Source organism: Pseudomonas sp. DR48 (genome assembly GCF_019823085.1).
Classification (GTDB): Bacteria; Pseudomonadota; Gammaproteobacteria; order Pseudomonadales; family Pseudomonadaceae; genus Aquipseudomonas.
In genome coordinates, this window is sequence record NZ_CP081946.1 from 3540667 (window position 1) to 3557909 (window position 17243).

At 59.4% G+C, this 17243-nt stretch carries 15 protein-coding genes; 9 read left to right on the forward strand and 6 right to left on the reverse strand.

From position 1 onward, the window contains the following. Positions 1–33: 33 nt before the first annotated feature. The 3 genes from K5K95_RS16030 to K5K95_RS16040 are packed head-to-tail and all read right to left on the reverse strand — an operon-like array spanning position 34 to position 3162. Positions 34–1563, reverse strand: a complete 1530-nt coding sequence (locus K5K95_RS16030; protein WP_222590212.1) for a tripartite tricarboxylate transporter permease — start codon at positions 1561–1563, stop codon at positions 34–36. Continuing rightward, positions 1560–2093, reverse strand: coding sequence for a tripartite tricarboxylate transporter TctB family protein (locus tag K5K95_RS16035; RefSeq protein WP_222590213.1), 534 nt, complete (start codon positions 2091–2093; stop codon positions 1560–1562). The genes K5K95_RS16030 and K5K95_RS16035 overlap by 4 nt, the downstream gene beginning before the upstream one ends. A gap of 52 nt (positions 2094–2145) precedes the next feature. Next, positions 2146–3162: a Bug family tripartite tricarboxylate transporter substrate binding protein gene (locus K5K95_RS16040; protein ID WP_208671751.1), complete on the reverse strand. Its 1017-nt coding sequence runs from the start codon at positions 3160–3162 to the stop codon at positions 2146–2148. 376 nt (positions 3163–3538) lie between these two features. On the opposite strand from K5K95_RS16040, the gene K5K95_RS16045 reads away from it, so the two are divergent. The 3 genes from K5K95_RS16045 to K5K95_RS16055 are packed head-to-tail and all read left to right on the forward strand — an operon-like array spanning position 3539 to position 6829. Next, positions 3539–4879 (forward strand): MFS transporter, encoded by a 1341-nt coding sequence (locus tag K5K95_RS16045; protein WP_222590214.1) that lies wholly within the window; start codon positions 3539–3541, stop codon positions 4877–4879. Then, complete coding sequence (locus tag K5K95_RS16050; protein ID WP_222590215.1) at positions 4872–5828, forward strand: amidohydrolase family protein; 957 nt, start codon at positions 4872–4874, stop codon at positions 5826–5828. The genes K5K95_RS16045 and K5K95_RS16050 overlap by 8 nt, the downstream gene beginning before the upstream one ends. Continuing rightward, positions 5825–6829, forward strand: coding sequence for a 4-hydroxythreonine-4-phosphate dehydrogenase PdxA (locus tag K5K95_RS16055; protein WP_222590216.1), 1005 nt, complete (start codon positions 5825–5827; stop codon positions 6827–6829). The genes K5K95_RS16050 and K5K95_RS16055 overlap by 4 nt, the downstream gene beginning before the upstream one ends. Before the next feature lie 202 nt (positions 6830–7031). Here the strand turns inward: K5K95_RS16055 and K5K95_RS16060 are convergent, their stop codons facing one another. Both K5K95_RS16060 and K5K95_RS33050 read right to left on the reverse strand, forming a co-directional pair. Beyond that, entirely contained in the window at positions 7032–7787 is a 756-nt protein-coding gene (locus tag K5K95_RS16060; RefSeq protein WP_261398155.1) for an IS3 family transposase, read from the reverse strand. A gap of 76 nt (positions 7788–7863) precedes the next feature. Next, the gene (locus K5K95_RS33050; RefSeq protein ID WP_261398055.1) at positions 7864–8169 is read right to left on the reverse strand and encodes a transposase; all 306 of its coding nucleotides are present in this window, start codon (positions 8167–8169) and stop codon (positions 7864–7866) included. A gap of 399 nt (positions 8170–8568) precedes the next feature. On the opposite strand from K5K95_RS33050, the gene K5K95_RS33055 reads away from it, so the two are divergent. From K5K95_RS33055 to K5K95_RS16080, 5 genes are all read left to right on the forward strand, one after another. Continuing rightward, the gene (locus K5K95_RS33055; protein WP_261398055.1) at positions 8569–8874 is read left to right on the forward strand and encodes a transposase; all 306 of its coding nucleotides are present in this window, start codon (positions 8569–8571) and stop codon (positions 8872–8874) included. A 256-nt stretch (positions 8875–9130) separates the two neighbouring features. Further along, entirely contained in the window at positions 9131–9709 is a 579-nt protein-coding gene (locus tag K5K95_RS33060; protein ID WP_261398156.1) for an IS3 family transposase, read from the forward strand. A gap of 724 nt (positions 9710–10433) precedes the next feature. Next, on the forward strand, positions 10434–11609 hold the full coding sequence (locus K5K95_RS16070) for an L-rhamnonate dehydratase (RefSeq protein WP_140677315.1): 1176 nt from the start codon (positions 10434–10436) through the stop codon (positions 11607–11609). Positions 11610–11662: 53 nt separating this feature from the next. Further along, positions 11663–12658: an AraD1 family protein gene (gene araD1, locus K5K95_RS16075; RefSeq protein ID WP_222590217.1), complete on the forward strand. Its 996-nt coding sequence runs from the start codon at positions 11663–11665 to the stop codon at positions 12656–12658. A 42-nt stretch (positions 12659–12700) separates the two neighbouring features. Continuing rightward, the gene (locus tag K5K95_RS16080) at positions 12701–14281 is read left to right on the forward strand and encodes an aldehyde dehydrogenase (NADP(+)) (RefSeq protein ID WP_222590218.1); all 1581 of its coding nucleotides are present in this window, start codon (positions 12701–12703) and stop codon (positions 14279–14281) included. 133 nt (positions 14282–14414) lie between these two features. Here K5K95_RS16080 and K5K95_RS16085 read toward each other — a convergent pair whose 3' ends face one another. Beyond that, positions 14415–15323, reverse strand: coding sequence for a DMT family transporter (locus tag K5K95_RS16085; protein ID WP_222590219.1), 909 nt, complete (start codon positions 15321–15323; stop codon positions 14415–14417). 157 nt (positions 15324–15480) lie between these two features. Between K5K95_RS16085 and aceK the strand changes: the two genes are divergently transcribed. Then, positions 15481–17199, forward strand: coding sequence for a bifunctional isocitrate dehydrogenase kinase/phosphatase (gene aceK, locus K5K95_RS16090; protein WP_222590220.1), 1719 nt, complete (start codon positions 15481–15483; stop codon positions 17197–17199). Positions 17200–17243: the final 44 nt, after the last annotated feature.

Genomic DNA, 17243 nt, shown 5'->3' on the forward strand with positions numbered 1-17243 from the left:
CAACAAATGTCAGGCGTTGCCAGCATTGCTGTGTCACAGCACCGATTTGGTCTTGGCGATGTGGGGTTTGCGCAGGCCCGTCAAGGTGCCCAGTGCCTTGGAAATCAACGGCCAGAACAGCATCAACAGCGCTGCCGTGGTCAGGCTGCCAACCAAGGGGTTTGACCAGAAAATACCCAGGTGCCCGTCGGAGAACAGCATCGACTGACGGAACGCATCTTCGGCCTTGTCCCCCAGCACCGCCGCCAGCACCAGTGGCGCGATCGGGTAACCGAGTTTCTTGAACAGATAACCCAGCGCGCCAAAGCCCAGCATCAGCACCACGTCGAAGAACGAGTTGTGCACCGAGTAAGCGCCGATGGCGCAGACCATGATGATAATCGGCGCGATGATCGAGAACGGAATGCGCAGGATCGAAGCGAACAGCGGCACGGTGGCCAGGACCACGATCAGGCTCACCACGTTACCCAGGTACATGCTGGCGATCAGGCCCCAGACAAAATCATGTTGCTCCACGAACAGCGTCGGGCCGGGGTGCAAACCCCAGATCATCAAGCCGCCAAGCATCACTGCTGCGGTGGCTGAACCGGGAATACCGAGCGTCAGCATCGGCAACAGCGCACTGGTGCCGGCCGCGTGGTCGGCGGTTTCCGGGGCGATCACGCCTTCGAGTTCACCCTTGCCGAAGTTCTCGCGGTTCTTCGAGAAGCGCCGCGCCAGGCTGTAGCTCATGAACGAGGCGGCCGTCGGACCGCCCGGCGTGATGCCCATCCAGCAACCGACCAACGTGCTGCGCACAATCGTCCACCAGTAACGCGGCAATTTGGCCCAGGTGCGCAGGATGACCATCGGCGTGATGCGCGCATGCTCGCCGCGAAACACCAGGCCTTCCTCGACGGTGCAGAGGATTTCGCCGATGCCGAACAGGCCGATCACCGCTACTTCGAAGCTGATGCCGGTCATCAAGATTGGCTGGTCGAAGGTCAGACGCAGGTTACCGGAGACGGTGTCCATCCCCACCGCAGCCATGGCGAAGCCAATCATCATTGCCACCACGGTTTTCAGCGGCGGATTCTTGCTCATGCCGACGAAGGTGCAGAACGCCAACAGGTACACCGCGAAGAACTCCGGCGAGCTGAACGACATGGCGAACGCGGCAATCCGGGTCGACAGGAACGTCAGCAGCAACACCCCGGCCAACGCGCCGATCAGTGCCGAGCTGAACGCGGCGGTCAGGGCTTCGGCGGCGCGACCTTCGCGGGCCATCGGGTAGCCGTCGAACGTGGTCGCCACCGATGAGGGCTCGCCGGGGATATTAAACAGAATCGAGGTGATCGAGCCGCCGAACAGCGCGCCCCAATACATGCACGACAGCAGAATGATCGCCGACACCGGCGACATGGTGAACGTCAGCGGCAGCAGCAACGCCACGCCATTGGGGGCGCCGAGGCCGGGCAATACGCCGACCAGAATGCCCAGCAGCACGCCGATCACCATCAGGCCGATATGGCCCGGGGTCAGGATCAGGTTCATGCCTTGCAGCAGGGAATCGAACTCACTCATTTGAAGCTTCTCCCGGCCAGGCTAATCCAGTCGCCCATTGGGCCGGCATCCAGCGGGACCTTGAACCACAGCGCGAAAATCAGGTAGCTGGCGAGTACCGCGCCGAGGGATACGGTGCCGATCATCCACTTGCCATAGGGTTTGACGCGGACCTTGTCACGCCACATGAACCAGGCGATGAAACAGGCCGAAGCCACGTAAATGCCGGTGAATGGCATGGCGCCGACGAACAGCGCAATCGGGATGAATACCGACATCACTTGCTTGAACGCACTGCGGCTGACAAATGAAAGGCTCAGGGCCTGCCAGCGCACCACGGTCAACACACCGTTGCCGACGCTGGCGGCGCTCAACAGCAGGCCGATATAGAAGGGGAAGTAACCCGGCTCGGGCCCGGAATCGCCCCAGCCAATACCTTGTTCGACGCTGCCGAACATCACCACCACGCCGATCAGCATGGTGAAGAGTGCCAGGCCGAGTTCGACCCAGCGGGTGCCGACCAGCGCCGGTGAATCCGAAGAATGGGACATCAAAACACCTCCAGAGGTGACGGCCGTGCGCAAGCGGACGGCCGAGAACAACTCAGTTTTTCAGCCAGCCGGCTTCTTTGAACACCGGGGTGACGCGGGCGGTGTCTTTCTCAATGTAGGCGGTCAGTGGCTCGCCTTCGAGGAAGGTCGGCACCAAAGCGTTCTGCTTGACGTAGGCCTTGAACTCCGGGGTCTCGGTGACTTTGCGCATCAGTTCGACATAGAACGCGCGCTGTTCGGCGGTGACTTCGCCCGGCATGAATACGGTGCGCGGGAAGCGATACTGATCGATGCCCAGGCCTTGTTCGTGGCAGGTCGGCACATCGGCCCAGGATTTGTCACCGGCCACTTTCTCGGTGTAGCTCATGCGCTCTTTACTGAACACACACAGCGGCTCGACCTGGTCGCCGCGCCATTGGCTGATGCTTTCGCTGGGGTTGTTGACGTTGGCGGCGATGTGCTTGCCGGCCAGCTGGGTCGCGGCTTCGCTGCCGCTCTTGAACGGGATGTACACCAGTTTGCTGTTGTTGGTCTGGTTCAGCAGCAGGGTCAGGGTCTGGTCGACATCCTTGGACTGACTGCCGCCCATGCGCAGGTTCGACGGGTCGGCCTTGACCGCTTCGTAGAAGCCTTTGGCGTCCTTCCAGGGGGCGTCTTTGTAGCTCCAGAGGATGAAGTCATCTTCGGCCACGGCCGCTACAGGGGTCAGTTCCTGCCATTGGTAGCCGAGCTTGGACACCAGCGGCAACAGGTAGATATTGTTGGTGCCGATCACCAGTTTTTCCGGATCGCCCTTGTTCATCTTCAAGTCGAGAAAGGCTTCGGCGCCATTGCCGCCGCCCTTGTTGAGGACGATGGTATTAACGTCGAGAAACTTGTGGGTGGTGATGATTGACTGGATCAGCCGGCCGAGTTGATCGGTGCCGCCACCGGGCCCGCCAGCGACAACGATTTCGACGTTTTTGTCCGGTTGCCAGGCGGCGCTGGCCAATGCGGGAAGGACGCCGGCGGCGACCAGAGTGCAACCAAGAAACAGACGGGATGTGCGACGGACGAATGCATTTCGCATGGAAGGGCCTCGTTTTTGTAGTTGTTATGAGTGGCTTGTCAGAGCGGTAAAGCCGCAAGCCTGGAGTGAGTGTGTGAAGCCTCGGTCCCCGCGTCTAGTCAAAACAATACATACACCGATAGCCTGGAGTTATACGTCGCGCCGGACAATGTGACGGTGATGGCTCAAGACTCTGCCCCAGAGCCTTTTTCATTGAAATCCGATAGCAGGGGCATCGGCTGAAAGCTCAATGAAAGCCGGGCATGCCATAACCCGAGGCTATCGCCTTATTTCAAGTTTTGATTAGACGGTTATCACTGAGCCTTCGATAGTGCTCACCAGCGCCGCCCAGAAGCTGCGTTTTGCATCCACAAAAATAATAAATGAGGTACGCACCATGGCTCGTCCCAGTGCTTCCCTGCATCTGCCCGGCGCAGTTGCCCAACCGATCGCCGCGGCCGCACCGCTGACCGGCACCACCAAGGCCAGCAGCGTGCGCTGGCGGATCTTCGCGATCATCTTCGCCTTGACCATGGTCAACCTGATCGATCGGGTGTCGTTGTCGATTGCGATGCCGACCATCGCCCATGAATTTTCCCTCTCTCCGAGCATGCAGGGGCTGATCCTCAGCAGCTTCTTCTGGGCATACGCGCTGCTGCAGATTCCCGGCGGCTGGTTGATCGACCGCTTCGGACCGCACCGGGTGATCAGTTGGTCCACCGGGTTGTGGGGGACTTTCCAGGTGATCGCGGCATTTGCCACGGGCGGGTTGTCATTGCTGTTCGCCAGGGTCGCGCTTGGCGCCGCAGAGGCTCCGTTGTTTCCATCGGGCGGCAAACTGATTTCGTTGTGGCTGGCGCCGAGCGAGCGCAGTCGCGGTGCGGTGCTGATGGACAGCGGCAGCCCGTTGGGCGTGGCGCTGGGCGGCTTGATCATTGCGTACCTGATTGCCTCGCTGGATTCATGGCGCCTGGCGTTTGTGATCGCCGGTATCGCGACCCTGGTGCTGGCCTGGCTGGCGCGGCGTTACCTGCGTGACGACCCGGCCACTCACCCGCAGGTGAACGCCGAAGAACTCGAAAAGATCAACGCCGGGCGCGCAACGCCAGCGGCTGAAGCCGCCCGTTTGCCGGTCAAGGGCCTGGGCATCGCGGCCCGCTCGCTGAGCGGTTTGCTGATCGGTCGTGCCAGTTGGGCGATGGTCTATTTTGGCTTGCTGACCTGGGGCCCAAGTTATCTGGCGCAGGCTCGCGGTTTTGATATCAAGGGCATTGGCGCGGCCACGTTCGTGATTTTTGTGTGTGGTGCGTTGGGTTCGTTGACCGGCGGTTTCCTCTGCGACGGCCTGATTCGCAAAGGCGTCAGCCGTGGGGTGGCGGTCAAGAGCCTGCTGGCGTTTTCCGGATTGGTGGCCCTCGGTGCCTTCCTGTTGCTGCCGACCCTGAGCAATCCTTTTGCAGCCGTGGCGTTGTTGGCCATGACCGCGTTTTTTCTGATGTGGGGCAGCCTCTACTGGAGCTTCCCGGCGTTGCTGGCGGCACCGGCGCGGGTCGGGTTGATCGGCGGCGTGATGAACATGGCCGGCAGCACCGGTGGCATCGCGGTGCCGATTCTGGTGGGGGTGATTGTGCAAATGGCCGGTGGGTTTGCGCCGGTGCTGGGATTCTTTGCGGCGTGCTCGGCAGTGTTTGTGCTGGCGACGTTGTTTATCAGCCTGGATGAGGTGCGTCATGACTAAGTTGTGGAACGGCCCGATCGTAGATGCCCATCACCATTTCTGGGACCCCGCGATCAATGACCATCCGTGGCTCGCGCCCGAGGCCAACATACCGTTTCGCTACGGTGACTACAGCGCGATCAAGCGTCGCTATTTTCCCGATGACTACTTCGCCGATGCCGGTGCCCATAACGTCGTGCAAACGGTGTACGTCGAGACCGAATGGAACCCGAAAGACCCGATTGGCGAAACCCGTTTCATCGAGGCCTTGGCCGCTCGCTACGGCGTGCCGAACGCCATCGTCGCGCAAGCCTGGCTCGACCACCCGGACGCCATAGCAGTGCTGACCGAGCAAGCAAGTTTCAAGTGCGTGCGCAGCGTGCGCCACAAACCCGGCGGACCGATCGCGCCGGAGCAGGTTGGGCACCTGCGTAGCTTGATGAGCGACGAACACTGGCGCCGCAGTTACGCCGCGCTCGAAGGCCTGGGCCTGCATTTCGACCTGCAAACACCTTGGTGGAATCTGCACGAAGCCGAGCGCCTGGCCCGGGATTTCCCCGGCACCACGCTGATTCTCAACCACGCTGGCTTGCCCAACGACCGCAGCGCCGAAGGCCTGGCGGGTTGGCGTCTGGCGATGGCGCGGCTGGCGCAGTGGCCGAACGTGCGGGTGAAAATTTCCGGCCTCGGGCAGGGCGGTCAACGCTGGCGGGCCAAGGACAACGCCTGGATCGTGCGCGAAGTCATCGCCATGTTCGGCAGCGATCGGGCGATGTTCGCCAGCAACTTTCCCGTGGACAGCCTGTGTGGCTCGTTCGACGAGATCTACAGCGGTTTCAAATCCATCGTTGCCGATTTTCCGAGTGCCGATCAGCAACGACTTTTCTACAGCAACGCGAAGCAAGTCTATCGCTGCGAGCCTTGCGCCATTGACCGGGTGCGGCCTGAATCCTTGAGGAGTGAAGCATGAACAAAACCACTATCGCCATGGTGCTGGGTGACCCGGCGGGCATCGGTCCGGAACTGATCGCGCGTCTGCTCGCAGAGCCTTCGGTGCGCAGTCAGGCCAACGTGATCCTGATTGCTGACGAGGCCGAAATGCGCCGGGGCATGCGCATCGCCGGGACGGAATTTCCATACCGTCGCGTGGAGTCGCTGGAGCAGTTGTCATTTGTCGATGACACGCCGTTGTTCTATGACTTTCGCGGCGACACGGTGGGTGAGTTCCCGCGCAGTGAAGCCAGTGTCATCGGCGGTCGCTACAGCCTCGACACCCTGGAGCAAGCCCTGCGCCTGACCGAGGCCGGGACCACCGACGCGGTGCTGTTCGGCCCGTTGAACAAGACCTCGTTGCACATGGCCGGCATGGCCCACAGCGACGAGCTGCACTGGTTCGCCGAGCTGCTGGATTTCCATGGGCCGTTCTGCGAATTCAACGTGCTAGACAACCTCTGGACCTCACGCGTGACGTCCCACGTGGCGCTGGCCGAAGTACCGGGCATGCTCAGCCAGACGCGAGTGGTGGAAGCGATCCAGCTTATCGACACCGCGCTCAAACGCAACGGCCTGGAAAAACCGCGCATTGGCGTGTGCGGGCTGAATCCGCACAACGGCGATAACGGCTCGTTCGGCCGCGAAGAACTGGACATCATTGGCCCGGCCGTGCGTTCGGCCCAGGCACTGGGGATTGCGGCTGAAGGGCCATACCCCGCCGACACGATCTTCCTCAAAGTGCAAGGCGATGCCAGTGCGTTCGACGCGGTGGTGACCATGTATCACGACCAGGGACAGATCGCGATCAAGTTGATGGGCTTCTCCCGTGGGGTGACTGTGCAGGGCGGGTTGCCGATCCCTATCACCACGCCGGCACACGGCACCGCGTTCGATATCGCGGGGCAGGGCAAGGCCAACGTCGGCGCGATCCGCCAGGCATTCGAAATCGCCTGCCGGATGGGCACCAACAACTACTGAAAACAACACAACTTCCCTGTGGGAGCGGGCTTGCTCGCGATGACGGCGGTTCAGTCACCCTTTCAGTGACTGACAAACCGCTATCGCGAGCAGGCTCACTCCCACAGGGTTTTGTATTGAACACAAAATCCAAGTAACACCAACAACCACTGTGGGAGCGGGCTTGAACTGGTCAAGTAAATCCGGACACCGGTTACGGTGTTTATGCCGCTTTTTGCTCCATGGCTATTGGCGACAAGTATTTGTTGTAGCTGTGGAGCCTGGTGCGGTTGTAGTACATGAAAAAACGGACCATGTCGGTTTGTGCTTCTTCGCTCGTGCCATAGCCGCCACGCGGCACCCATTCTGACTTCAGAGTGCCGAAAAAGCGTTCTGTTGGAGCGTTGTCCCAGCACTGCCCGCGATGACTCATGCTTTGCAAGATGCCATGACGCGTCAGCTCCTCTTGAAACTTGCGGCTGGTGTACTGACAGCCTTGATCCGAATGGAACATCAGTCCAGGTATGCACACTCGAAGCTCTGTCGCCATCCGTAGCGCTTTGCTAACCAAGTTGGCGTCATTAACCAGGGAAAATGCCCAACCAATGACACGGCGCGCAAACAAGTCGATCACGATGGCCAGGTGAACCCAGCGCTTACCCACCATCAAACTGGTAACGTCGCCACACCAGACTTGGTTGACCGCGGCTGGCTTGAAATTGCGCTTAAGCAGATTGGGCGCGACAAATGCTTCAACTCCTTTGGATCTGAATGGGTGAGGCTGGCGCTGTTTACTGACAATGTTGGCCTCCCTCATCAGTGCTTTAGCCAGGCTTCTGCCTACAGCTATGTTTGGGCCTGAAGATGCTTGCTGATCGCTCTGGACCCCATGGCTTCCCGGCTTTCGCTGTGTAACTCGACGACTTTGCCTCTTAGTTCTTCGCGTCTGATCCTTGGCTTGGTGCACCGCTGAACCCATTCATAAAAACTACTGCGCTTAACGTCGAAAACGCGACACAAGATGGCGGTCGGGTATGACTCTCTTAGCTCCGCGATCATCGAAAACGATCGGGGTCCGACATCAAGAGAGCGGTAGCCTTTTTTAAGATCTCGGCCTCCATTTCCATGCGTTTGATTTTGGCTTTCAAATCCTGAATCTGGCGCTGATCTTCGGTAATGGCCTTGGTGCCTTGAACCGGTTGCCCCTTGTGTTCCTTGCGAACCTGATCCACCCAACGTCGTAAGGCTGTGGCACTAATGTCCAGCGACGCGCAGACTTCCTGTACCGAACAATTGTCATCAATCACCATGTTGGCCGCACGGTGTTTGAACTCGCGGGAAAAGACTCTTCTTTCTTTCATGGAACCTCCAAATTGGCGAAATCATATCGCCCTTAAGAAGTGTCCGGAATTATTAGGCCAGTTCAGCTTGCTCGCGATGACGGCGGTTCAGTCCCCCTTTCAGTGACTGACAAACCGCTATCGCGAGCAGGCTCACTCCCACAGGGTTTTGTATTGAACACAAAATCCAAGTAACACCAACAACCACTGTGGGAGCGGGCTTGCTCGCGATGACGGCGGTTCAGTCCCCCTTTCAGTGACTGACAAACCGCTATCGCGAGCAGGCTCACTCCCACAGGGTTTTGTATTGAACACAAAATCCAAGTAACACCAACAACCACTGTGGGAGCGGGCTTGAACTGGCCTAATAATTCCGGACACTTCTTAAGGGCGATATGATTTCGCCAATTTGGAGGTTCCATGAAAGAAAGAAGAGTCTTTTCCCGCGAGTTCAAACACCGTGCGGCCAACATGGTGATTGATGACAATTGTTCGGTACAGGAAGTCTGCGCGTCGCTGGACATTAGTGCCACAGCCTTACGACGTTGGGTGGATCAGGTTCGCAAGGAACACAAGGGGCAACCGGTTCAAGGCACCAAGGCCATTACCGAAGATCAGCGCCAGATTCAGGATTTGAAAGCCAAAATCAAACGCATGGAAATGGAGGCCGAGATCTTAAAAAAGGCTACCGCTCTCTTGATGTCGGACCCCGATCGTTTTCGATGATCGCGGAGCTAAGAGAGTCATACCCGACCGCCATCTTGTGTCGCGTTTTCGACGTTAAGCGCAGTAGTTTTTATGAATGGGTTCAGCGGTGCACCAAGCCAAGGATCAGACGCGAAGAACTAAGAGGCAAAGTCGTCGAGTTACACAGCGAAAGCCGGGAAGCCATGGGGTCCAGAGCGATCAGCAAGGCATCTTCAGGCCCAAAACATAGCTGTAGGCAGAAGCCTGGCTAAAGCACTGATGAGGGAGGCCAACATTGTCAGTAAACAGCGCCAGCCTCACCCATTCAGATCCAAAGGAGTTGAAGCATTTGTCGCGCCCAATCTGCTTAAGCGCCAATTTCAAGCCAGCCGCGGTCAACCAAGTCTGGTGTGGCGACGTTACCAGTTTGATGGTGGGTAAGCGCTGGGTTCACCTGGCCATCGTGATCGACTTGTTTGCGCGCCGTGTCATTGGTTGGGCATTTTCCCTGGTTAATGACGCCAACTTGGTTAGCAAAGCGCTACGGATGGCGACAGAGCTTCGAGTGTGCATACCTGGACTGATGTTCCATTCGGATCAAGGCTGTCAGTACACCAGCCGCAAGTTTCAAGAGGAGCTGACGCGTCATGGCATCTTGCAAAGCATGAGTCATCGCGGGCAGTGCTGGGACAACGCTCCAACAGAACGCTTTTTCGGCACTCTGAAGTCAGAATGGGTGCCGCGTGGCGGCTATGGCACGAGCGAAGAAGCACAAACCGACATGGTCCGTTTTTTCATGTACTACAACCGCACCAGGCTCCACAGCTACAACAAATACTTGTCGCCAATAGCCATGGAGCAAAAAGCGGCATAAACACCGTAACCGGTGTCCGGATTTACTTGACCAGTTCAGCTTGCTCGCGATGACGGCGGTTCAGTCACCCTTTCAGTGACTGACAAACCGCTATCGCGAGCAGGCTCACTCCCACAGGGTTTTGTATTGAACACAAAATCCAAGTAACACCAACAACCACTGTGGGAGCGGGCTTGCTCGCGATGACGGCGGTTCAGTCACCCTTTCAGTGACTGACAAACCGCTATCGCGAGCAGGCTCACTCCCACAGGGTTTTGTATTGAACACAAAATCCAAGTAACACCAACAACCGCTGTGGGAGCGAGCCTGCTCGCGATGACGGCGGTTCAGTCACCCTTTCAGTGACTGACAAACCGCTATCGCGAGCAGGCTCACTCCCACAGGGTTTTGTATTGAACACAAAATCCAAGTAACACCAACAACCACTGTGGGAGCGAGCCTGCTCGCGATGGCGACAGTACAGACACCTTGAAGTGACTGTCAGACCGCCATCGCGAGCAAGCTCGCTCCCACATTTTTTTGTGTTGGGGCTGATAACCCGATCTGACGGATATCGTGTTTTTGCGATCACCCCAGGTTATCGCCGGATACGCATAAGTGATTATCCGCACGACCCGGGCGCTGGCTAAAGTCGCTCCATCGAATGCCCGGAGCCGGCCGCACGAACGGCTCTGCGCAGCGACCCAACAACTACAAAAAGCCGGTAGCGCAAGGAACTGTATTCATGAAAATCAAAGCCATCCGTACCCGCGTTTTCGAGTGGAAAGGTAAAGTCGTTCCCCCGCAAGCGCACTTCTGCACCAACGCCAGCGACATCCTGTTCGAGCGCGGCGATGCCATGGGCTCGTTCCGTTTCCACGGCTGGCTGGTGGTGGAAGTCGAGACCGACACCGGTCTTGTCGGCATCGGTAACTGCGCCCTGGCACCGCGTGTGGCCAAGGAAATCATCGACACTTATCTGGCGCCGATTGCGATTGGCGAAGACCCGTTCGACAACGAATACATCTGGCAGAAAATGTACCGTCAGAGCCATGCCTGGGGCCGCAAAGGCATCGGCATGGCGGCGATCTCGGCGATCGACATCGCCATCTGGGACATCATGGGCAAAGCGGTGAACAAGCCGGTGTTCAAACTGCTAGGCGGGCGCACCAAGGAAAAGATCTGGACTTACGCCTCCAAGCTCTACGCCAACGACAACCTCGACCTGTTCCTCGAAGAAGCCCAGGGCTACCTGAACCAGGGTTTCACCGCGCTGAAAATGCGTTTCGGCTACGGCCCGAAAGACGGCCCGGCGGGCATGCGCAAGAACATCGAGCAAGTGCGGGCGCTGCGTAACCTGGCCGGTCCCGACATCGACATCATGCTCGAATGCTACATGGGCTGGACCCTGGAATATGCCCGCCGCATGTTGCCCAAACTGGCCGAGTTCGAACCGCGCTGGCTCGAAGAACCGGTGATTGCCGACGACATCGAAGGCTATATCGAGCTGAAAAAAATGGGGATCATGCCGATCTCCGGCGGCGAGCACGAGTTCACTTCCTACGGCTTCAAAGACCTGCTGGAGCGCCGTGCCGTCGACGTGATCCAGTACGACACCAACCGTGTCGGCGGCATCACCGCGGCGCGCAAGATCAACGCCATGGCTGAAGCCTGGTCAGTGCCGGTGATCCCGCACGCCGGGCAGATGCACAACTATCACCTGACCATGTCCACCACCGCCTCGCCAATGGCCGAGTTCTTCCCGGTGTTCGACGTCGAGGTTGGCAACGAACTCTTCTACTACGTGTTCAAGGGCGAGCCGCAACCGGTCAACGGCTACATCCAGCTCGACGATAACAAGCCTGGCCTGGGCCTGGAAATCTCTGATGAGTACCTGAGCGATTTCAACATCATCGAGTGATCTTGAGGCGCCGCAAACAAGGCGGCGCCATTCACGACTTTCTGGAGGCCGTCATGCGCCTGATTCAATTTGAATACACTGCCGGTGAACGCCAGGTGGGCCTCGTCGAGGGCGCACAGCTCCAGGTGCTCAACGGCATCCGTAGCACCCGTGAACTGGCACTCGCGGCCATCCGCGCGCAACGTAGCCTGCAAGAAGAAGTCGCCCGGTGCGGCACTGCGCCAGGCCCGGATTACGCGCAACTGTTGCAGCAGGGTCGCGTCCTGCCGCCACTGGACCACGAAGACCCGGCCCATTGCCTGATCAGCGGCACCGGCCTGACCCATTTGGGCAGCGCCTCGGCCCGGGACAAAATGCACCAGCACGATGGCGCGGTCGAAGCCGGCATGACCGACACCATGCGCATTTTCAAATGGGGGCTGGAGGGCGGAAAACCGGCGGCCGGCCAGGTCGGTGCTCAACCGGAATGGTTCTACAAGGGCGACGGCAGCATCGTTGTGCGTCCCGGCGCAGACTTCCCGGTGCCGCCGTTTGCCGAAGATGCCGGTGAAGAGCCGGAGCTGACCGGCCTCTATGTGATCGGCGACGACGGCCAGCCGTACCGCGTCGGTTACGCCTTGGGCAACGAGTTCTCCGACCATGTGATGGAACGGCGCAATTACCTGTACCTCGCCCATTCGAAGCTGCGCTTCTGCGCCTACGGTCCGGAGCTGCGTGTGGGTGAGTTGCCCAAGCATCTGGCTGGCACCAGCCGCATCATTCGCAATGGTGAAACGCTCTGGGAAAAAGAGTTTCTCAGCGGCGAGGACAACATGTGCCACAGCCTCGCCAACCTCGAATTTCACCACTTCAAATACGCTCAGTTTTTGCGCCCTGGTGATGTTCACGTGCATTACTTCGGCACCGCCACACTGTCGTTTGCTGACGGTGTGAAAACCCAGCCGGGTGACCGCTTCCAGATCTGCCTCGATGAGTTCGGCGCGCCCCTGGAAAACGGGATTGGCGAAGGCACCCAGCCGTTGGCCATCGGCCAGGTCCGCGTGCTTTAAGTCTCTAATCACCGGCGCAACCCGCCGGTCAAGGAAACCCTCATGACCACGCTACTTGGACATAACTACATCGGCGGTCGCCGCAGCGCCGAAGGCACCGTTCAGCTGCAAAGCCTCGACGCGACCACCGGCGAGGCACTGCCCGGCAGCTTCTTCCAGGCATCCGAAGCCGAAGTCGACGCGGCCGCGAACGCTGCGGCGGCTGCGTACCCGATCTATCGCAACCTGAGCGCGGAGAAACGTGCGCAATTCCTCGATGCCATTGCCGATGAAATCGATGCACTGGGCGATGATTTCGTCGCCACCGTGTGCCGCGAAACCGCTTTGCCCGCAGGGCGCATTCAAGGCGAGCGCGGTCGAACCAGCGGCCAGATGCGCTTGTTCGCCAAGGTCCTGCGTCGCGGTGATTTCTATGGGGCGCGCATTGATCGGGCACTGCCGGATCGCCAACCATTGCCGCGTCCGGACCTGCGTCAATACCGCATCGCGTTAGGGCCTGTCGCGGTGTTCGGCGCCAGCAACTTTCCCTTGGCGTTTTCCACCGCCGGCGGCGATACCGCCTCGGCACTGGCCGCGGGTTGCCCGGTGGTATTCAAGGCACACAGCGGGCACATGGCGACGGCCGAGTGGGTCGCGGATGCGATCATTCGCGCGGCCCAAAAAACCGAAATGCCCGCCGGTGTGTTCAACATGACCTTTGGCGGGGGCGTCGGCGAATGGCTGGTCAAGCACCCGGCGATTCAGGCTGTGGGCTTCACCGGCTCACTCAAGGGCGGCAATGCCCTGGCCCACATGGCCGCCACCCGGGCGCAACCAATCCCGGTGTTTGCCGAGATGTCGAGCATCAACCCGGTGTTCCTGCTGCCCGAAGCGCTCGCCCTGCGAGGCGAGCAGATCGCTGCACAACTGGCCGGTTCGGTGACGTTGGGCTGCGGTCAGTTCTGCACCAATCCGGGCTTGGTGATCGGCCTGCGTTCACCGCAGTTCAGCCGGTTCCTGGAAACGTTTTGCGCCAACATGGACCAGCAACCGGCGCAAACCATGCTCAATGCCGGCGCGTTGGTCAGCTACCGCCAAGGCCTGGCCGAGCTGCACGAACACCCGGGGCTGACGCACCTGGCGGGCAAACCGCAACAGGGCAATCAGGCTCAACCGCAGGTGTTCAAGGCCGACGTCAGCCTGTTGCTCAAGGGCGATGAATTGCTGCAGGAAGAGGTTTTCGGGCCGACCACCATCGTTGTCGAAGTCGAGGGCCGGGCGCAGCTGGCAGCGGCATTGCAGGGGTTGCGCGGGCAGCTGACGGCGACATTGATCGGTGAACCGGATGAATTGCTGGAGTACCGTTGGCTGACCGAGTTGCTTCAGGAAAAGGTCGGGCGGATTCTGCTCAATGGTTATCCGACCGGGGTCGAGGTGTGTGAGGCGATGGTGCACGGCGGGCCGTATCCGGCAACGTCGGATTCACGCGGGACGTCGGTGGGAACGCTGGCCATCGATCGTTTCCTGCGGCCGGTGTGCTTCCAGAACTATCCGGATGCACTGCTGCCCGAGGCGTTGCAGAACGCCAATCCCCTGGGGATTCGGCGATTGGTGGATGGGGAGGTGAGTCAGTCAGCTTTGTAGCGTCTGAGTCGACGCCTTCGCGAGCAAGCCCGCTCCCACATTTGACCTGTGTGAATACAAACTGTGTGTCCACTTCAGATCCCCCTGTGGGAGCGGGCTTGCCCGCGAAGGCTTAAGTAGCGGCGCCGCAGAATTAGCGGGCAACTGCCTCTTTCGGCTTCACCACCGCAGGCTTCAACACCAGCCACAACGCTGCCGCTATCAACACCCCGCCATACAGATGCGCCATCGACAGCGGTTCATCCAGCAGCAACGCCCCCCACAGCACGCCGAACGGCGGGATCAGGAAGGTCGTGGTCATCGACTTCACCGGCCCGACCGAGCTGAGCAGGCGGAAGTAAACAATGTACGCCAAGGCCGTGCACACCAGGCCCAGCCCCAGCAGCGACAGCCAGACATTCCAGCCACCCCAGCTTGCCGGTGGCTGGGTAATCACGCTGTAACCGAACAGCGGCAGCAAAAACAACGTGGCCCCCATCATGCTGCCCACCGCCGACAGGCGACTGTCCAGACCGCCAGCGTGATCGAGCCAACGGCGCGCCAGGAAGCCGGCGAAGCCGTAACACGTGGTGGCAAGCAGGCAGGCGAGGGCGCCCATCAGCAATTGCAGGTCGAACGCCACCGGGCCGGCACGGGTCAGGATGCCGACCCCCATCAGGCCGAGCAGCACCCCGCCCAGCTTGGCGGCCGTGAGTTTTTCATGAAAGAACAGACCGCCGATCAGCACGCCCATCAGCGGCGTGGTGGCGTTGAAAATGGCCGAGTAACCGGCTGGCAATACCTGGGCGGCCACCGAATAGAGCGTCGCCGGAATGCCGGAGTTGATCACCCCCAGGAGCATTACTGTCTTGAGTTTGCCTTTGAAGTCCCAGCTGATGCGCATCAACCCCAGAATCACCAGCAAGCCGACGGCGGCAATCGACACACGGAAAAAAGCCGTGGGGATCGAGCCAATCACCGGGGCGATGATGCGCATGAACAGAAAGCTCGCACCCCAAATCGCCGCCAGTGACAGTAAACGGAAAATATCGACGGGGTTCACGGTGTGCTCCTTGCTGGATGGGGACGAGAGTGTTGCCGAGCGCCTGATCGATGGCAACCGGAAAACGAGCAAATAATTCTGCTCGAAAATTACGCTTCTCCTGCACCCGGTTCACTGGCTAAGCTCAGGGCTTCCGAATTCCCGCAGAGGTCTCACCATGCCGCAGCAATGGCCAGCCGCCGACATCGCCCGAATGATCCTCGATGGCTTTGACGATTACCGCGAGCATTTCCGGCAGATCACCGACGGCGCCCGGGCCCGCTTCGAGCAGGCCAAGTGGCAAGAGGCGCAGGTCGCCTCGGCTGCACGGATCAATCTGTACGAAGAGAAGGTCGGCGAAACGGTAGAACGCCTGCACATCGCTTTTGACGCCGACACCCTGGACGTCAGCTGCTGGCCGTTGGTCAAAAACGCCTACATCACCCTGATCGACCTGCGTTTCGACGATGAACTGTCCGAAACCTGGTACAACTCGATTTTCTGCGGGCTGTTCAGTCATGACCTGATCAGCGACGGCTGCATGTTCATCCACACCACCCGGCCGAGCCTGCGCCGTGCCCGCGCCGCGCAAACCCGTACCTACAAGCCACAGGGCCAGCTGTCCGGCATGCTTGCGAGCATTTTTGCCGACTACCGGTTCAGCGAAGACTACGCCGACCTTGCCGGCGACCTGCGCCGCCTCGAAGCACAACTGCGCGAAAACCTGCCGGACTGGGTCTGCAAGGACCCGGAACTGAGTGTCGAGTTGTTTTCCTCGGTGTTGTACCGCAATAAAGGCGCGTACCTGGTGGGTCGCATCTATACCCAGGATGAACAGTGGCCACTGGTGATTCCGCTGCTGCACCGCGAGGGCCGCGGAATTCAGATCGATGCGCTGATTACCGATGAAGCGGACGTGTCGATCATCTTCTCGTTCACCCGCTCGTATTTCATGGTGGATGTGCCGGTGCCCGCGGAATTCATCGGTTTTCTCAAGCGCATCCTGCCGGGCAAGCACATCGCCGAGCTGTACACCTCGATCGGTTTCTACAAACACGGCAAGTCCGAGTTCTACCGCGCGCTGATCAATCACCTGGCCAACACCGACGACCAGTTCATCATGGCGCCGGGTGTGCGCGGGATGGTGATGAGCGTGTTTACCCTGCCGGGTTTCAACACCGTTTTCAAAATCATCAAGGACCGTTTCTCACCGTCGAAAAACGTTGACCGCGCGACGGTGATCGAAAAATACCGACTGGTGAAAAGCGTCGACCGGGTCGGGCGCATGGCCGACACCCAGGAATTCGCTGACTTCCGTTTCCCGCTGAGCAAATTCGATCCGGCTTGCCTGGAAGAACTGCTTGAGGTAGCGGCGTCCACCGTGTCGGTGGAAGGCGATACGGTGCTGATCCGTCACTGCTGGACCGAACGGCGGATGACACCGTTGAACCTGTATCTGGAAAACGCCAACGACGCGCAGGTTCGCGAGGCTTTGGAAGATTACGGCCTGGCGATCAAGCAACTGGCGGCGGCGAACATTTTTCCGGGCGACATGCTGCTGAAGAACTTTGGCGTGACCCGTCACGGCCGCGTTGTGTTTTATGACTATGACGAGATCTGCTTCCTGACCGAAGCCAATTTCCGCCACATCCCGCAACCGCGCACGCCGGAAGACGAGATGGCGTCCGAGCCGTGGTACTCGATCGGACCGCTGGACGTATTCCCCGAAGAGTTTCCGCCGTTTTTATTTGCCGATGCCGGGCAGCGCAAGTTGTTCGATCAGTTGCATGGCGAGTTGTACAACGCCGATTACTGGAAGAGCCTGCAAGAGGCGATTCGGGCGGGGAAGATCATTGATGTGTTCCCGTATCGGCGTAAAGGAGGAGATCAGCTATAAGCCGCAAGCTGCAAGCTGCAAGTTAAAAGCCGATCTGCTTGAAG

Coding starts and splice junctions, on each gene's coding strand:
- K5K95_RS16055 (WP_222590216.1), top strand. CDS start 5,825: ATGAACAAAACCACTATCGCCATGGTGCTGGGTGACCCGGCGGGCATC.
- K5K95_RS33050 (WP_261398055.1), bottom strand. CDS start 8,169: ATGAAAGAAAGAAGAGTCTTTTCCCGCGAGTTCAAACACCGTGCGGCC.
- K5K95_RS16040 (WP_208671751.1), bottom strand. CDS start 3,162: ATGCGAAATGCATTCGTCCGTCGCACATCCCGTCTGTTTCTTGGTTGC.
- K5K95_RS16070 (WP_140677315.1), top strand. CDS start 10,434: ATGAAAATCAAAGCCATCCGTACCCGCGTTTTCGAGTGGAAAGGTAAA.
- K5K95_RS16030 (WP_222590212.1), bottom strand. CDS start 1,563: ATGAGTGAGTTCGATTCCCTGCTGCAAGGCATGAACCTGATCCTGACC.
- araD1 (WP_222590217.1), top strand. CDS start 11,663: ATGCGCCTGATTCAATTTGAATACACTGCCGGTGAACGCCAGGTGGGC.
- K5K95_RS16080 (WP_222590218.1), top strand. CDS start 12,701: ATGACCACGCTACTTGGACATAACTACATCGGCGGTCGCCGCAGCGCC.
- K5K95_RS16045 (WP_222590214.1), top strand. CDS start 3,539: ATGGCTCGTCCCAGTGCTTCCCTGCATCTGCCCGGCGCAGTTGCCCAA.
- K5K95_RS16035 (WP_222590213.1), bottom strand. CDS start 2,093: ATGTCCCATTCTTCGGATTCACCGGCGCTGGTCGGCACCCGCTGGGTC.
- K5K95_RS33055 (WP_261398055.1), top strand. CDS start 8,569: ATGAAAGAAAGAAGAGTCTTTTCCCGCGAGTTCAAACACCGTGCGGCC.
- K5K95_RS16050 (WP_222590215.1), top strand. CDS start 4,872: ATGACTAAGTTGTGGAACGGCCCGATCGTAGATGCCCATCACCATTTC.
- K5K95_RS16060 (WP_261398155.1), bottom strand. CDS start 7,787: ATGGGTTCAGCGGTGCACCAAGCCAAGGATCAGACGCGAAGAACTAAG.
- aceK (WP_222590220.1), top strand. CDS start 15,481: ATGCCGCAGCAATGGCCAGCCGCCGACATCGCCCGAATGATCCTCGAT.